Raw genomic sequence first — 13448 nt, 5'->3', positions numbered from 1 at the left:
AACTAAGCTTTATCGTTAAGTTCTTTTTACAGAATATAGACAATTAGCCCACCCATTAACCAAAGGACGCTCACAACACATAAAGTGTTCATCACTTTTTCGCCAACAGACGACCCGCCGTGATCATGGTGATGATGATGCTCATGCCCTTTTTGTTTCTTACGCCAAAGTACAATCATAACCACACTGAGCAGCAAGAAAACAATGTTGAGGACAAAACCATAGTTCAGTTTGAAATGCTCTTGTTCAGCCGGTGATGACCATTGAGAGGCGTCGGGTAGTGCGTCAAAAGCTAACAGGCCATAATGCATAGACAGCGACGCAGCGACCAGACAAACGAACAACATTAAAGCGATGTACAAGGCCATTTTCCAGCCGTAATAGCGCGCATTAATCTTTAATACCGGCAAGACAATTAAATCAGAGAAAATGAATGCCATAACACCCGCAAAAGCGACACCTTCACCAAAAAGCACCGCCGCCAATGGGATGTTCCCCATGGAACCTATGAATGTGAAAAATGCAGCGATAGGACCAACAACCGCTTGCTGTAATAATGACCAAAAGCCAGGCTCACCCTGAGTACCCACTCCAATAAACAGCCACTCGAAGAAAGCACTTGGCACGAAGGCGGAGATCACACCAGCGACAGTAAAGCCAATAAGGACATCCTGCCAGACCATCTGCCATTCCATCACATACTTCTGACCAACTTTTTGCCACGTATCGACACTGAGCAAATCGGAAAGCGTACTTTCATGATGATGTTCGTCGTCTTCATTTTCTTCTTTACGGGCACTTTTAATGAGGTTTTGGGGGTTGGTTAGGGTAATGAATAACCAGACAAAGAGAATAAGTAACAGTCCGCCGACATACTCGCCAACGACAAATTGCCAGCCTAGAAATATTGAAATAACAAAACCCAGTTCAATAACCAGGTTTGTAGAGGCCAGCATGAAAGCCATAGAGGCGCTAAACGCTGCGCCCTTATTAAATAAAGCTCGAGTCGTTGAGAGTGCAGCGAAGCTACATGAACTAGAGATAAATCCAAAGAAGGTGCCTAGCGACACGGATTTGAGGTCATTTCCCCCCATCGCCTTACGCATTCTCCGCTTAGTAATAAGCACTTGAATTAAGCTACTGATCAAATAACCTAATACAAACGCCCATAGCGCCATCCAGAAAAAACCGAGACTGGTGTACGCTGATTCGCCCCATAGGGAGAAAAAGTTTCCCATAACGACTCCTAAAAATAAAAAACCCAACCACCTCAAGGTAGTTGGGTTTTATTAAAAGGTCAAACTAGATTTTAATTTTTACCCAAAAAAATCAATCAGTTAGCTATTCTACTGTCACTGACTTAGCCAAGTTTCTGGGTTGGTCCACATCGGTACCTTTTATCAGTGCGACATAGTAAGACAGCAGCTGCAACGGAGCGGTGTAAACAATAGGCGCTATCACTTCGTCGCAGTGACAAACGTTCAACACGTTCATTGTGTCATCACTCTTGAAGTGGGCGTTTTTATCAGCAAAAACGTACATCAACCCGCCACGGGCTCGCACTTCTTCCACGTTCGACTTCAGCTTTTCCAATAAGTCATTGTTTGGAGCCACGACAATAACCGGCATTTCTTCGTCAATCAGTGCCAGTGGGCCGTGTTTTAACTCACCAGCAGCATAGGCTTCTGCATGAATGTACGAAATTTCTTTCAGTTTTAAAGCGCCTTCCATTGCTATGGGGTATTGGTTACCTCGACCCAGGAATAGGCTGTGGTCTTTGTTAGCAAAGTCCTGAGCCAACTCTTCAATTTCATCGGCTAATGCTACCGCTTCTTCCAGCTTGGTTGGTAAGGCTTGCAGTGCATGAACAACGGCCTCTTGCTGTTGCTCTGGCATACCGCGGTATTTACCAATACCTAAGGTCAGCATTAATAGACCGGTAAGCTGTGTTGTGAAAGCTTTGGTCGACGCCACGCCAATTTCCGCACCGGCGCGAGTTAAAAAGGCCAAGTCAGATTCGCGTACCATAGACGAAGAGCCGACGTTACAAATAGTCAGGCTACCTTTATAACCAAGCTCTTTCGATAAGCGCAGTGCTGCCAACGTATCCGCTGTTTCACCACTTTGAGAAATAGTGACTAATAAGCTGTTCGGATGAACATAGGACTTGCGATAACGGAACTCTGAGGCAATTTCGATATTACATGACACATTGGCCATAGATTCCAGCCAGTAGCGGGCAACCATACCGGCATGATAACTGGTGCCACAAGCGACAATTTGGACATGCTCAATATCCTTCAGAATTTCCGCTGCGTTCTCACCAAAGGCGTTATCCAACACCGTGGTTTCCGACAAACGGCCTTCCAGTGTATTACGAACCGCTATTGGCTGTTCATAAATTTCTTTCAACATGAAATGACGATACTGACCTTTACCGCCAGCGTCATAGCTGACATCAGATTCGACCACCTCTCGCTCTACCGAGTTGCCATCAGCATCGTAAATAGCAATATTTGTCCGGTTAATATCGGCGACATCACCTTCTTCCAGATAAATAAACTGGCGGGTAACCGGTAACAGTGCCAACTGATCAGAGGCGACAAAGTTCTCGCCAATTCCAACACCGATAACCAATGGGCTGCCAGAGCGAGCAACAACCAGACGTTCAGGATGCTTCGTGTCCATAACAACGGTGCCATAAGCGCCTTCCAACTGGCGAACAGCCGATTTAACTGCTTCTAACAAATCGCCCTTCGTTTTGCGCTCATGATGAATTAAGTGAGCAATGACTTCGGTGTCTGTTTGTGAATTGAACACATAGCCTTCGGCTTTTAACTCTTCGCGTAGACGTTCATGGTTTTCAATAATCCCGTTATGCACTACAGCAATTTCATCCTCAGAGCGGTGAGGGTGAGCATTCGCTTCGGTCACACCGCCGTGTGTTGCCCAACGAGTGTGTGCAATGCCAATAGTCCCGTCCAGTGGGTTCTGATCTATCGCGTCTTTCAATTCCTGGACTTTGCCGGTTCGTCTGACACTTTTTAATTCGTTGTTAGCATCAATGACGGCAACGCCTGCCGAGTCATACCCTCTGTATTCAAGGCGTTTTAGACCTTCCAACAAAATACCGGCGACACGGCGTTCTGATGTTGCACCTACTATACCGCACATAACTTAACTTCCTTTTTTCTGAGGGCGTTGCCAGCCACTGATATTACGCTGTTTACCACGCGCTACTGCAAGTTCTTGGTCTGCCACTTCACGAGTGACCACTGAGCCAGCACCAACGGTCGCATTATTGCCAATTTTTACCGGTGCGACCAATGAGCTGTTAGAGCCAATAAACGCACCATTACCTATTTCGGTCAAAAATTTATTCACGCCGTCGTAGTTACAGGTAATGGTTCCCGCACCAATGTTCGCATAGTCACCCACCTGAGCGTCGCCCAAATAAGTTAAGTGACTTGCTTTCGAGCCTTTACCTAAGCGGCTTTTCTTCATTTCAACAAAGTTTCCGACCTGCGCTTCATCAGCAAGTTCCGCACCGGGGCGCAAGCGAGCAAATGGACCCACTTTGCAATTTTGCGCTACTGTCGCACCTTCAATGTGTGAATTCGCACGAACCACCGTGTTGTCGCCGATTTTAGCGTCTTTAATGACACAGTTAGGCTCAATAGTGACGTTATTACCAATAGTGACATCACCTTCAATAACCACGTTAATATCGAAAGTCACATCGTTGCCTACGGTTAATTTACCACGACAATCGAAACGGGCAGGGTCAATTAAAGTGACGCCTTGAGTCATTAACTCATCGGCCTTTCGGCGCTGAAAAGCTCGTTCTAGTTGAGCTAACTGCTGGCGATTATTCGCCCCCTCAACTTCATAGGTTGCGTCGGGTTGTGCGGTGGCAATTGTCACACCCTGTTCAGCGGCCATCGCCACAATATCCGTCAAATAATATTCTTTCTGTGCATTGTTGTTGCTTAAATTTTCTAACCACGATTTTAGCTTGGCACCATCGGCAATCATAATACCGGTGTTCACTTCCTGAATCACTAGTTGCTCTGTGCTTGCGTCTTTTTGCTCCACAATCCCGGTAACTTGCTTGTCTGTGTTCCTAACAATACGACCATAACCGGTTGGGTCATCGAGCGTCATGGTAAGAAGACCCAGCTCAGTGGTTTGTGTGGCCGTTAATAGTTTGATTAGAGTGGACTCACTTAGTAACGGCACGTCACCGTATAAAATAACGACTTTTTCATCATCATTCAGGAAGGGAATAACTTGTTGAACCGCATGTCCGGTGCCGAGTTGTTCGCGTTGCTCTACCCAGGTTAAATCGTCGCCCTGAATACTTTGCTGTAATTGCTCACCGCCATGGCCATATATCAGGTTTACTGCCTCAGGCTTTAACGAACGCGCGGTATCAATCACGTGCTCAACCATTGGTTTATTCGCCACCTTATGCAGCACTTTGGGTAAGTCTGAGCGCATTCTGGTTCCTTTACCAGCCGCCAGAATCACAACGCGTAACTTCATAATTATCGAGTCCTTAATAAAACATTCATAACCGGCATTGTAACGACAAAAAAGGCCTTGTTGTACTCACAACAAGGCCTTTTACAGGTTATATACAAACTTTTAGCGCTTAAGCTTACGAATAACCTCAAGCTGAGCCAACGCACGTGATAATTCGGCAATAGCTTCCGCATAAGTGACATCAGCACTCGAGTCAGCAATCGCTTCTTCAGCACGTTTTTTCGCAGCTTCTGCGGCTTGCTCATCTAGCTCATCGCCACGTACTGCAACATCAGCAAGTACAATGACATGACCCGGCTGAACTTCTAGAACACCGCCAGCGACATACATAAGCTCTTCATCACCTGCTTCACTGACATAACGCACCATACCTGGCTTAATTTTTGTCAGTAGAGGTGCGTGACCTGGGTAAATACCCAGCTCACCTTCGCTACCAGAAACCTGAACCGTTTGTACGACGCCTGAGAACAGTTTCTCTTCAGCGCTAACAACGTCCAGATTTAATGTTTGTGTTGCCATTCAAACCTCCCGGTTGGTTACAGGTTTTTGGCTTTTTCTACCGCTTCTTCGATGGTACCAACCATGTAGAAGGCCTGCTCTGGCATATCGTCGTATTCGCCATCTAAAATGCCTTTAAAGCCGGCAATAGTGTCTTTCAACGATACGTATTTACCTGGCGCACCAGTAAATACTTCGGCTACGAAGAAAGGCTGCGACAAGAAGCGCTGGATTTTACGAGCACGAGATACAGACAGTTTGTCCTCTTCAGACAGCTCGTCCATACCCAGAATCGCAATGATGTCTTTCAGCTCTTTATAGCGTTGCAGTACTTCCTGAACACCCATTGCGGTGTCGTAGTGCTCATCACCGATAACCTGTGGGTCCAATTGACGTGACGTTGAATCCAATGGGTCAACTGCAGGGTAGATACCCAATGACGCGATGTCACGGTTCAATACAACAGTCGCATCCAAGTGAGCGAAGGTTGTTGCAGGTGATGGATCCGTTAAGTCATCCGCAGGTACGTAAACGGCCTGAACAGACGTGATTGAGCCTGTCTTAGTCGAAGTGATACGTTCCTGAAGAACACCCATTTCTTCGGCTAGAGTAGGCTGATAACCAACCGCTGAAGGCATACGGCCTAACAATGCTGATACCTCAGTACCGGCCAGTGTGTAACGGTAGATGTTATCAACGAAGAAAAGTACATCGCGACCTTCGTCACGGAATTTCTCAGCGATAGTCAAACCGGTTAAAGCAACACGTAAACGGTTACCTGGTGGCTCGTTCATCTGACCATAAACCAGTGATACTTTATCCAGAACGTTTGAATCGTTCATCTCGTGATAGAAGTCATTACCTTCACGAGTACGCTCACCAACACCAGCGAATACTGAGTAACCGCTGTGCTCGATAGCGATGTTACGGATAAGCTCCATCATGTTAACGGTTTTACCAACACCAGCACCACCGAACAGACCCACTTTACCGCCTTTAGCAAACGGGCAAATCAAGTCAATGACTTTGATACCGGTTTCTAACAGCTCGTTAGTGTTTGACTGTTCTTCGTAGCTTGGTGCTGCACGGTGAATCGACATTTTCTCGTCTTCACCGATAGGGCCCGCTTCATCAATTGGGTTACCCAATACATCCATAATACGGCCCAGGGTCTTCTTACCCACAGGAACCATGATTGATTCACCGGTATTTTTAGCGGTGATACCACGACGCAGACCGTCAGTTGTACCCATTGCGATGGCACGTACGATTCCGCCGCCCAGCTGCTGCTGAACTTCAAGAACCAAACCTTCTAAACCACCTTCGGTCACTTTCAGTGCGTCGTATACTTTTGGTACAGCGTCTTGTGGAAATTCTAAATCCACAACGGCGCCGATAATTTGTACGACCTTACCTTGACTCATGACGTTTCCTCTAACTCTTCAATTCTGTTAACCGTTGCCGCGTTATACCGCTTCGGCGCCGGACACGATTTCCGAAATTTCTTGCGTAATTGCTGCCTGACGCGCCTTGTTATACTGCAATTGCAGCTGATCGATAATATCTTCGGCGTTGTCAGTCGCAGCCTTCATCGCAATCATCCGAGCGGCTTGCTCACTAGCAAAGTTATCTACGACACCCTGATACACCTGCATTTCTACAAAGCGACGGATTAGCGTATCTAGAATACTTTCTGGATTCGGCTCATACAGGTAATCCCAGCTACCTGTTTGCACTTCTTCTTCCGATCCTGCTTGCGGCAATGGCAACAATTGATGAATGGTCGGCTCCTGGGTCATCGTATTCACAAATTTGTTGAATACGACGTACAAGCGATCAATTTTACCTTCTTCAAAGGCATCCAGCATAACCTGGATAGAACCGGTGATTTCTTTCAGCTCTGGCTTATCGCCCATACCTGAAACTTGCGCTTTCAACTTACCAAAACGCTTGAAGAAACCGGTTGCTTTGCTGCCTATTGCGGCAAAATCCGCTTCAACATCCTGCTCTTTCCATTCGTTAGCATGCTTAACGACTTTCTTGAACTCATTACCGTTCAAGCCGCCACACAAACCACGGTCGGTAGAAACAATGATGTAACCCACACGCTTAACCTGACGTTCTTCCATAAATGGATGACGATACTCAAGGTTACCGCGCGCCACATGACCAATCACCTTGCGAATGGTGTCCGCATAGGGGCGACTTGCCTCCATACGTTCCTGCGCCTTTTTCATTTTCGACGCAGCGACCATTTCCATAGCACTGGTGATCTTCTGAGTATTACCGATACTCGAGATCTGAGTTTTTATCTCTTTACCGCTGGCCATGACGATTCTCCTGTTAACTCAACGACAAATGGCCGCTACTGCGGCCAGGTGCGATTACCATGATTGCGTTTGCTTGAATTTCTCAAGCGCGGCTTTCAGTTGCGCATCGATGTCGTCGTTATAGTTGCCAGTTTTATCAATCTCAGCCATTAGCTCGGCGTATTCGCTCGCCATGAAAGATTGCAGCGACTCTTCAAAATCCATGATTTTGTCGATTTCGACGTCTTTCAAGAAGCCTTTTTCAACGGCATAAATTGATACAGCCATTTGAGACACGCTCATAGGCTTGTACTGTTTCTGTTTCATCAGTTCGGTTACACGCTGACCGTGTTCCAACTGTGAACGAGTCGATTCATCAAGGTCAGATGCGAACTGAGCGAATGCCGCCAATTCACGATACTGAGCCAAGGCAAGACGGATACCGCCACCCAGCTTCTTGATGATTTTGGTCTGTGCTGAACCACCAACACGAGAAACCGAAACACCAGCGTTAACCGCAGGACGAATACCTGAGTTAAACAAGTCAGTTTCTAAGAAGATCTGACCATCGGTGATTGAGATAACGTTAGTCGGTACGAACGCCGATACGTCACCTGCCTGAGTTTCAATGATAGGTAAGGCAGTTAAAGAACCCGTTTGGCCTTTGACTTTACCGTCAGTGAACTTTTCTACGTAGTCAGCGTTAACACGCGCTGCACGCTCAAGTAAGCGAGAGTGGAGGTAGAAAACGTCACCAGGGAATGCTTCACGACCTGGCGGACGACGCAGCAACAGTGAAATTTGACGATATGCAACAGCCTGCTTAGAGAGGTCATCGTATACGATCAAAGCGTCTTCACCGCGGTCACGGAAGTATTCACCCATAGTACAACCTGAGTAGGCTGCCAGGTATTGCAGTGCTGCAGACTCTGAAGCAGAAGCCGCAACCACAATGGTGTTTTCCAATGCGCCGTGCTCTTCCAGCTTACGTACAACAGCAGAGATGGTTGAGTTTTTCTGACCAATGGCTACGTAAACACACTTAATACCAGAGTTTTTCTGGTTAATGATGGCGTCAACAGCTAGGGCAGTTTTACCAGTTTGACGGTCACCGATGATAAGCTCACGCTGACCACGACCGACTGGGATCATCGAGTCAATTGATTTGTAACCCGTTTGAACTGGCTGATCAACTGATTGACGTTCGATAACACCTGGTGCGATTTTCTCAACTGGCTCATAGCCGTCCGCTTCAACAGGGCCTTTACCATCAATAGGTTGACCCAGCGTGTTAACCACACGGCCTAACAGTTTTTCACCAACCGGAACTTCTAAGATACGACCGGTAGATTTTACTTTGGTGCCTTCCTGCAAATCTGCATAAGGGCCCATAACAACCGCACCGACCGAATCACGTTCAAGGTTCAATGCGATAGCGTAACGATTACCAGGAAGCTCAATCATTTCACCTTGCAGACAGTCTGCAAGTCCGTGAACACGAATGATACCGTCTTGAACAGACATGATGGTACCTTCGTTACGAGCTTCGCTGGTGACTTCGAACTTCTCAATTCGCTGTTTGATAAGTTCTGCGATTTCATTTGAATTCAATTGCATGCTCAAGTCCCCAATTAGGATTGCAGTGCGGTGGCAAGTCTATCGAGCTTGCCACGCAAGGTGCCATCGATAACGGTGTCACCTGCTTCAATGACCAGCCCACCAATGATGGACTTATCAACACTGCAGTTCAGCTTAATTTTGCGTTGCAGACGTTTTTCCAGTGCTTTGCTTAACTCAGTTTGCTGTGCTTTCAGTAACCGAGTGGCTGATTTGACATCGACAGTAACTTCTTTGTCATATTCTGCACGAAACGCCTGATAAAGCTCACTTACTGCTGGTAAGGCCGGTAAACGTTCGTTTTCCGCCATAACCTTAAGGAAATTCTTCATGTTGTCGTCGATTTCATCGCCGCAAACACCAAGAAATACTTCCGTGGTTTTTCCAACAGTCGCAGAGCTGCTCAAGAAAGACGCTATAGCTTCATCCTGTGCTACCGAGGCAGCAAAAGAGAGCATTTCGTCCCACTTATCAAGCGCTCCTTGTTCCAAAGCAAAATCAAAAGCTGCTTTAGCGTAGGGGCGAGCGACCGTAGTCAATTCTGACATAAGCTCTAAACCCCTTTATTAAAGTTCAGCGACCAGTTTTTCAACAATGTCGCTGTGAGCGTCTTTATCAATTTCACGCTCGATGATTTTCTGAGCCCCTGTTACTGCAAGAACAGCAACTTGCTTGCGCAGCTCTTCGCGAGCGCGGTTACGCTCAGCAGTGACTTCTTCGTGACCCGACGCAACGATTTTTTCACGTTCTTCGTGACCACGTTGAGTTTCTTCCTCAACGATTTTAGCGCCACGTTTTTTCGCCTGTTCAACGATTTCAGCCGCCTGCTGTTTCGCTTCTTTTAGCTGCTCAGCAATTTCTTCCTGGGCTTTTTCTAAATCTTTTTGAGCGCGTTCGCCCGCATTTAGACCGTCAGCAATTTTCTTCTGACGCTCTTCGATAGCATTGATGATCGGTGGCCACACGAACTTCATGCAGAACCACACGAACACGATGAACGCGATCGTTTGTCCAATTAGAGTTGCGTTGATATCCACAACGGACCTCCTTTATCTGGTGACCGTCGAATCGCGCTTAGCCTAACTGAGTTAAGAACGGGTTAGCGAAAGTGAATAACAATGCAACCGCAACACCGATCATCGCGATAGCATCGATAAGACCCGCTACGATGAACATTTTAACTTGCAGCTGAGGCGCTAATTCAGGTTGACGAGCAGCAGCTTCCAGGAATTTACCACCCAGCATACCGAAGCCAAGTGCTGTACCTAGTGCAGCAAGACCGATCATGATTGATACAGCGATAGCAGTAAAAGCAACTACAGTTTCCATTGATTTCTCCAGTTTTTCAGTAGATTAAAGTTAAAAAGTAAAACAAAAACTTTTCAGTTAAAACGTATTAAAACTTAGTGTTCAGATGACGCCATGCTTAAGTAAACAATAGTCAGCATCATGAAAATAAACGCTTGCAATACAATGACCAGAATATGGAATACCGCCCAGGCAAAGTGCGCTGGCAGCTGCCAAAAACCAATCATAGCAATAAGAATGAAGATTAACTCACCCGCATAAAGGTTACCGAACAAACGTAGCGCCAGTGACGCTGGTTTTGCCAGTAAGGTAATGCTTTCAAGCACAAAGTTGACCGGAATAAGCGCCCAGTGATTGAACGGGTTTAGGGTCATTTCTTTGGTAAAACCTTTGATGCCTTTGTACTTGATTGAGTAGATAATAATTAGAGCAAAAACACTCAGACTCAATGCAAAGGTGGTGTTTAAATCGGTGGTTGGCACCACTTTGAAATAAACGTCGTGCGGATCATCCACGAAACCAAGACCATAGCCAATATACATAGCCGCTGTTGGCAGCCAGTCAACCGGCACAAGGTCCATTAAGTTCATCAGGAATATCCAGACGAAAATAGTTAACGCTAAAGGTGCAATGAGTTTATCTTTACCGTGAAAGGACTCTTTGACGCTATTATCGACGAATTCGACGATCATCTCGACAAAGCATTGCCACTTACCAGGTACCCCCGCAGAGGATTTTTTCGCTACTCTGCGGAAACTCCACAGAAACAGCGTACCCAGTAACACGGACCAAAAGATAGTATCGACATTAACCGCCCAGAATCCCTCACCGACCGTCCAGTTTTGAAGGTGGTGTTGAATATACTGAGTCGGAGTTTGCTCTCCACTTATCATGTTGTTTCCCAGTTACGTTGATTTTAAAAACAAAATTGGTGCAATCCACTGCATGATGACGGTAATGACAAAACCCGTTAACAACCACACAGGATTAAAATTTGTTACCAGCAACGCCAATACGAGCAGCACTGCCGTTAAAATTAACTTTACGCCTTCGCCCACAAAAAAGCTCTGGACGACCTTTTTATTCGCTCTTGCGCCTGCATGACGAAACGCTATGACGGCAAATAGAGCGTTGGGTATTACCGCTGACAGTCCGCCGGATAAAATACCAAGGCCCGACTGTAAGCTAGAAATTGTGATCGTGACTAATGATGCAACCAGCAACACCAAAAATTGTGTTGCAACGATTTTTCCTGCCAGTTGTTTACCTACCGCATTCAATGCCTGTGTCACGATGTAAAACCTTTTAACTGGCGGCTCTTGTTGCACAGCTTTTAGACAGCTGTAATGAAACTGGCGCTAGTATAAAGATCTACCCCGAAATTGCAAACAAATTTGGCTGTAGGCGTTGTTTTCTATGCCATTTAACAAAAGTTCTACACGTTTCAGTAAGATGCAGATTTTTACTTGATGTGGGTCAGTATCCCGTCCAGTTCATCAAGACTTGTATAGTTGATAACCAGTTTACCTTTGCCTTTTCGGCCGTGATTGATTTGCACTTTTGCACCGAGTGTTTCTGACAACTTAGTTTCCAAATGTTCAATATTAGCGTCAGGCTCTGGTTTTTCAGGTTGTTTAGGAGGGTCAATGGTACGGCGAACAAGTTTTTCTGCGTCACGTACGGTCATATCTTTTGCGACGATTTGCTGAGCAACGTCAGCTTGTTGCTCACCTTGCAAAGCTAGAAGTAATTTAGCATGACCCAGTTCGATGTCACCGCGCTCTAAAAGTACTTTAACGCCTTCTTCAAGGTTATTAAGACGCAATAAATTCGTCACAGTAGTACGCGATTTTCCCACGGCTTGAGCCACGTCCTGATGAGTCATTTGAAATTCATCAAGCAAACGTTGTAACGCGGTGGCTTCTTCCATGGCGTTTAAGTCTTCGCGCTGAATATTTTCAATGAGCGCAATTGCAACCGCCGCTTCATCAGGTACGTTTTTAACTAAGCAAGGCACCATATCAAGCTTAGCCAACTGCGCCGCACGCCACCGTCGTTCGCCTGCAATAATTTCGTATTCATCTTTACCGGTAGGGCGTACCACAATCGGCTGGATAATGCCTTGCGCTTTAACGGAAGCCGCTAAGTCTTCCAACGCTTCAGGCGACATGTCTTTACGAGGTTGATAACGGCCCGGTTTCAGCTGTTCAATAGGCAGTTTTTGAAGTTCGCCTTTTGCTTCTTCAGAAACTTGTTCTGATGATTGACGCTCAGAGTTTTGCTGGTTACTCGTTAAAAGCGCATCTAAACCGCGACCCAGTCCTCGTTTTTTTGCCGACATGCTGAATAAATTCCCTTGTTAAGATTCTTCTACAACGCTGTTATTTTTGCTTTCTGCTCGTCGAATCAGCTCACCGGCCAATGACAAGTAGGCTTTCGAGCCCGTTGACGATTTATCATAGTACATTGCCGGCGCACCAAACGAGGGCGCCTCGGCTAAGCGAACGTTACGGGGTATGACGGTACGATAAACCTTATCACCAAAGTGATTTTTTAACTGTTCAGAAACATCATTTGCCAGGCGATTGCGAGGGTCATACATGGTTCGCAGTATACCTTCAATCTCAAGCCCCGGGTTCACAACATCAGCAAGCTGACGAATCGTTTCCATTAATGCCGTTAAGCCTTCTAAGGCATAATATTCGCACTGCATTGGTACTAAAATAGAGTCAGCCGCCGCCATACCATTCACGGTCAACATATTCAGCGATGGCGGGCAGTCAATAAAGATAAAATCGTAACTATCCTGAACTGACTTCAATGCATTACGTAACCGCAGTTCGCGAGCAAATACTTCCATTAATTTTATTTCAGCGGCAGTAGCGTCTGCGTTAGCGGCAATAAGATGGTATTTTCCATTGGTGTCTGTGATAGCAACGTCTTTGACCGGCTTTTCTTCTATCAACAGTTCGTAAATGGTGTTTTCAACGTCGTACTTATCGACGCCGCTGCCCATAGTGGCATTACCCTGTGGATCTAAATCAATAAGCAGCACTTTACGGCGAGTAGCCGCCATAGAGGCCGCTAAATTCACCGCTGTTGTTGTTTTTCCAACGCCACCTTTTTGGTTTGCAATAGCAATGGTTGTAGCCACGGGTTTGGTAACCTCTT

At 46.2% G+C, this 13448-nt stretch carries 14 protein-coding genes; all 14 read right to left on the bottom strand.

Annotated features, from left to right (window positions below):
- Positions 1–26: 26 nt before the first annotated feature.
- Positions 27–1238, bottom strand: coding sequence for a permease (locus CEW91_RS00135; protein WP_088767122.1), 1212 nt, complete (start codon positions 1236–1238; stop codon positions 27–29).
- A 103-nt stretch (positions 1239–1341) separates the two neighbouring features.
- The gene (gene glmS / locus CEW91_RS00130; protein WP_088767121.1) at positions 1342–3174 is read right to left on the bottom strand and encodes a glutamine--fructose-6-phosphate transaminase (isomerizing); all 1833 of its coding nucleotides are present in this window, start codon (positions 3172–3174) and stop codon (positions 1342–1344) included.
- Between the two features lie 3 nt (positions 3175–3177).
- Positions 3178–4545, bottom strand: a complete 1368-nt coding sequence (gene glmU, locus CEW91_RS00125) for a bifunctional UDP-N-acetylglucosamine diphosphorylase/glucosamine-1-phosphate N-acetyltransferase GlmU (RefSeq protein WP_088767120.1) — start codon at positions 4543–4545, stop codon at positions 3178–3180.
- Between the two features lie 102 nt (positions 4546–4647).
- Complete coding sequence (locus CEW91_RS00120; RefSeq protein WP_088767119.1) at positions 4648–5064, bottom strand: F0F1 ATP synthase subunit epsilon; 417 nt, start codon at positions 5062–5064, stop codon at positions 4648–4650.
- Positions 5065–5081: 17 nt separating this feature from the next.
- On the bottom strand, positions 5082–6467 hold the full coding sequence (atpD, locus tag CEW91_RS00115; protein ID WP_088767118.1) for a F0F1 ATP synthase subunit beta: 1386 nt from the start codon (positions 6465–6467) through the stop codon (positions 5082–5084).
- A 42-nt stretch (positions 6468–6509) separates the two neighbouring features.
- A complete protein-coding gene (gene atpG, locus CEW91_RS00110) occupies positions 6510–7373 on the bottom strand; it encodes a F0F1 ATP synthase subunit gamma (RefSeq protein WP_054488982.1) in 864 nt (287 codons plus the stop codon).
- A 54-nt stretch (positions 7374–7427) separates the two neighbouring features.
- On the bottom strand, positions 7428–8969 hold the full coding sequence (gene atpA / locus CEW91_RS00105) for a F0F1 ATP synthase subunit alpha (RefSeq protein WP_088767117.1): 1542 nt from the start codon (positions 8967–8969) through the stop codon (positions 7428–7430).
- A gap of 14 nt (positions 8970–8983) precedes the next feature.
- Positions 8984–9517: a F0F1 ATP synthase subunit delta gene (gene atpH / locus CEW91_RS00100; protein WP_088767116.1), complete on the bottom strand. Its 534-nt coding sequence runs from the start codon at positions 9515–9517 to the stop codon at positions 8984–8986.
- 18 nt (positions 9518–9535) lie between these two features.
- Complete coding sequence (gene atpF / locus CEW91_RS00095) at positions 9536–10006, bottom strand: F0F1 ATP synthase subunit B (protein ID WP_053954489.1); 471 nt, start codon at positions 10004–10006, stop codon at positions 9536–9538.
- Positions 10007–10043: 37 nt separating this feature from the next.
- Positions 10044–10298, bottom strand: a complete 255-nt coding sequence (gene atpE / locus CEW91_RS00090; protein WP_053954488.1) for a F0F1 ATP synthase subunit C — start codon at positions 10296–10298, stop codon at positions 10044–10046.
- A 74-nt stretch (positions 10299–10372) separates the two neighbouring features.
- The gene (gene atpB / locus CEW91_RS00085; protein WP_088767115.1) at positions 10373–11170 is read right to left on the bottom strand and encodes a F0F1 ATP synthase subunit A; all 798 of its coding nucleotides are present in this window, start codon (positions 11168–11170) and stop codon (positions 10373–10375) included.
- 12 nt (positions 11171–11182) lie between these two features.
- Entirely contained in the window at positions 11183–11605 is a 423-nt protein-coding gene (locus CEW91_RS00080; RefSeq protein WP_232506987.1) for an ATP synthase subunit I, read from the bottom strand.
- Positions 11606–11739: 134 nt separating this feature from the next.
- Positions 11740–12618, bottom strand: a complete 879-nt coding sequence (locus CEW91_RS00075; RefSeq protein WP_088767113.1) for a ParB/RepB/Spo0J family partition protein — start codon at positions 12616–12618, stop codon at positions 11740–11742.
- A gap of 18 nt (positions 12619–12636) precedes the next feature.
- Complete coding sequence (locus tag CEW91_RS00070) at positions 12637–13431, bottom strand: ParA family protein (RefSeq protein WP_088767112.1); 795 nt, start codon at positions 13429–13431, stop codon at positions 12637–12639.
- Positions 13432–13448 lie beyond the last annotated feature (17 nt).

This window comes from Idiomarina piscisalsi (assembly GCF_002211765.1).
Lineage (GTDB): Bacteria > Pseudomonadota > Gammaproteobacteria > Enterobacterales > Alteromonadaceae > Idiomarina > Idiomarina piscisalsi_A.
Note: the sequence above shows the minus strand (reverse complement) of the source record. Positions and strands in the feature narration are given on the sequence as shown.

Excerpts from the sequence above, each read along its gene's own strand:
- CEW91_RS00135 (WP_088767122.1), bottom strand. The coding sequence starts at position 1,238 with ATGGGAAACTTTTTCTCCCTATGGGGCGAATCAGCGTACACCAGTCTC.
- glmS (WP_088767121.1), bottom strand. The coding sequence starts at position 3,174 with ATGTGCGGTATAGTAGGTGCAACATCAGAACGCCGTGTCGCCGGTATT.
- glmU (WP_088767120.1), bottom strand. The coding sequence starts at position 4,545 with ATGAAGTTACGCGTTGTGATTCTGGCGGCTGGTAAAGGAACCAGAATG.
- CEW91_RS00120 (WP_088767119.1), bottom strand. The coding sequence starts at position 5,064 with ATGGCAACACAAACATTAAATCTGGACGTTGTTAGCGCTGAAGAGAAA.
- atpD (WP_088767118.1), bottom strand. The coding sequence starts at position 6,467 with ATGAGTCAAGGTAAGGTCGTACAAATTATCGGCGCCGTTGTGGATTTA.
- atpG (WP_054488982.1), bottom strand. The coding sequence starts at position 7,373 with ATGGCCAGCGGTAAAGAGATAAAAACTCAGATCTCGAGTATCGGTAAT.
- atpA (WP_088767117.1), bottom strand. The coding sequence starts at position 8,969 with ATGCAATTGAATTCAAATGAAATCGCAGAACTTATCAAACAGCGAATT.
- atpH (WP_088767116.1), bottom strand. The coding sequence starts at position 9,517 with ATGTCAGAATTGACTACGGTCGCTCGCCCCTACGCTAAAGCAGCTTTT.
- atpE (WP_053954488.1), bottom strand. The coding sequence starts at position 10,298 with ATGGAAACTGTAGTTGCTTTTACTGCTATCGCTGTATCAATCATGATC.
- atpB (WP_088767115.1), bottom strand. The coding sequence starts at position 11,170 with ATGATAAGTGGAGAGCAAACTCCGACTCAGTATATTCAACACCACCTT.
- CEW91_RS00075 (WP_088767113.1), bottom strand. The coding sequence starts at position 12,618 with ATGTCGGCAAAAAAACGAGGACTGGGTCGCGGTTTAGATGCGCTTTTA.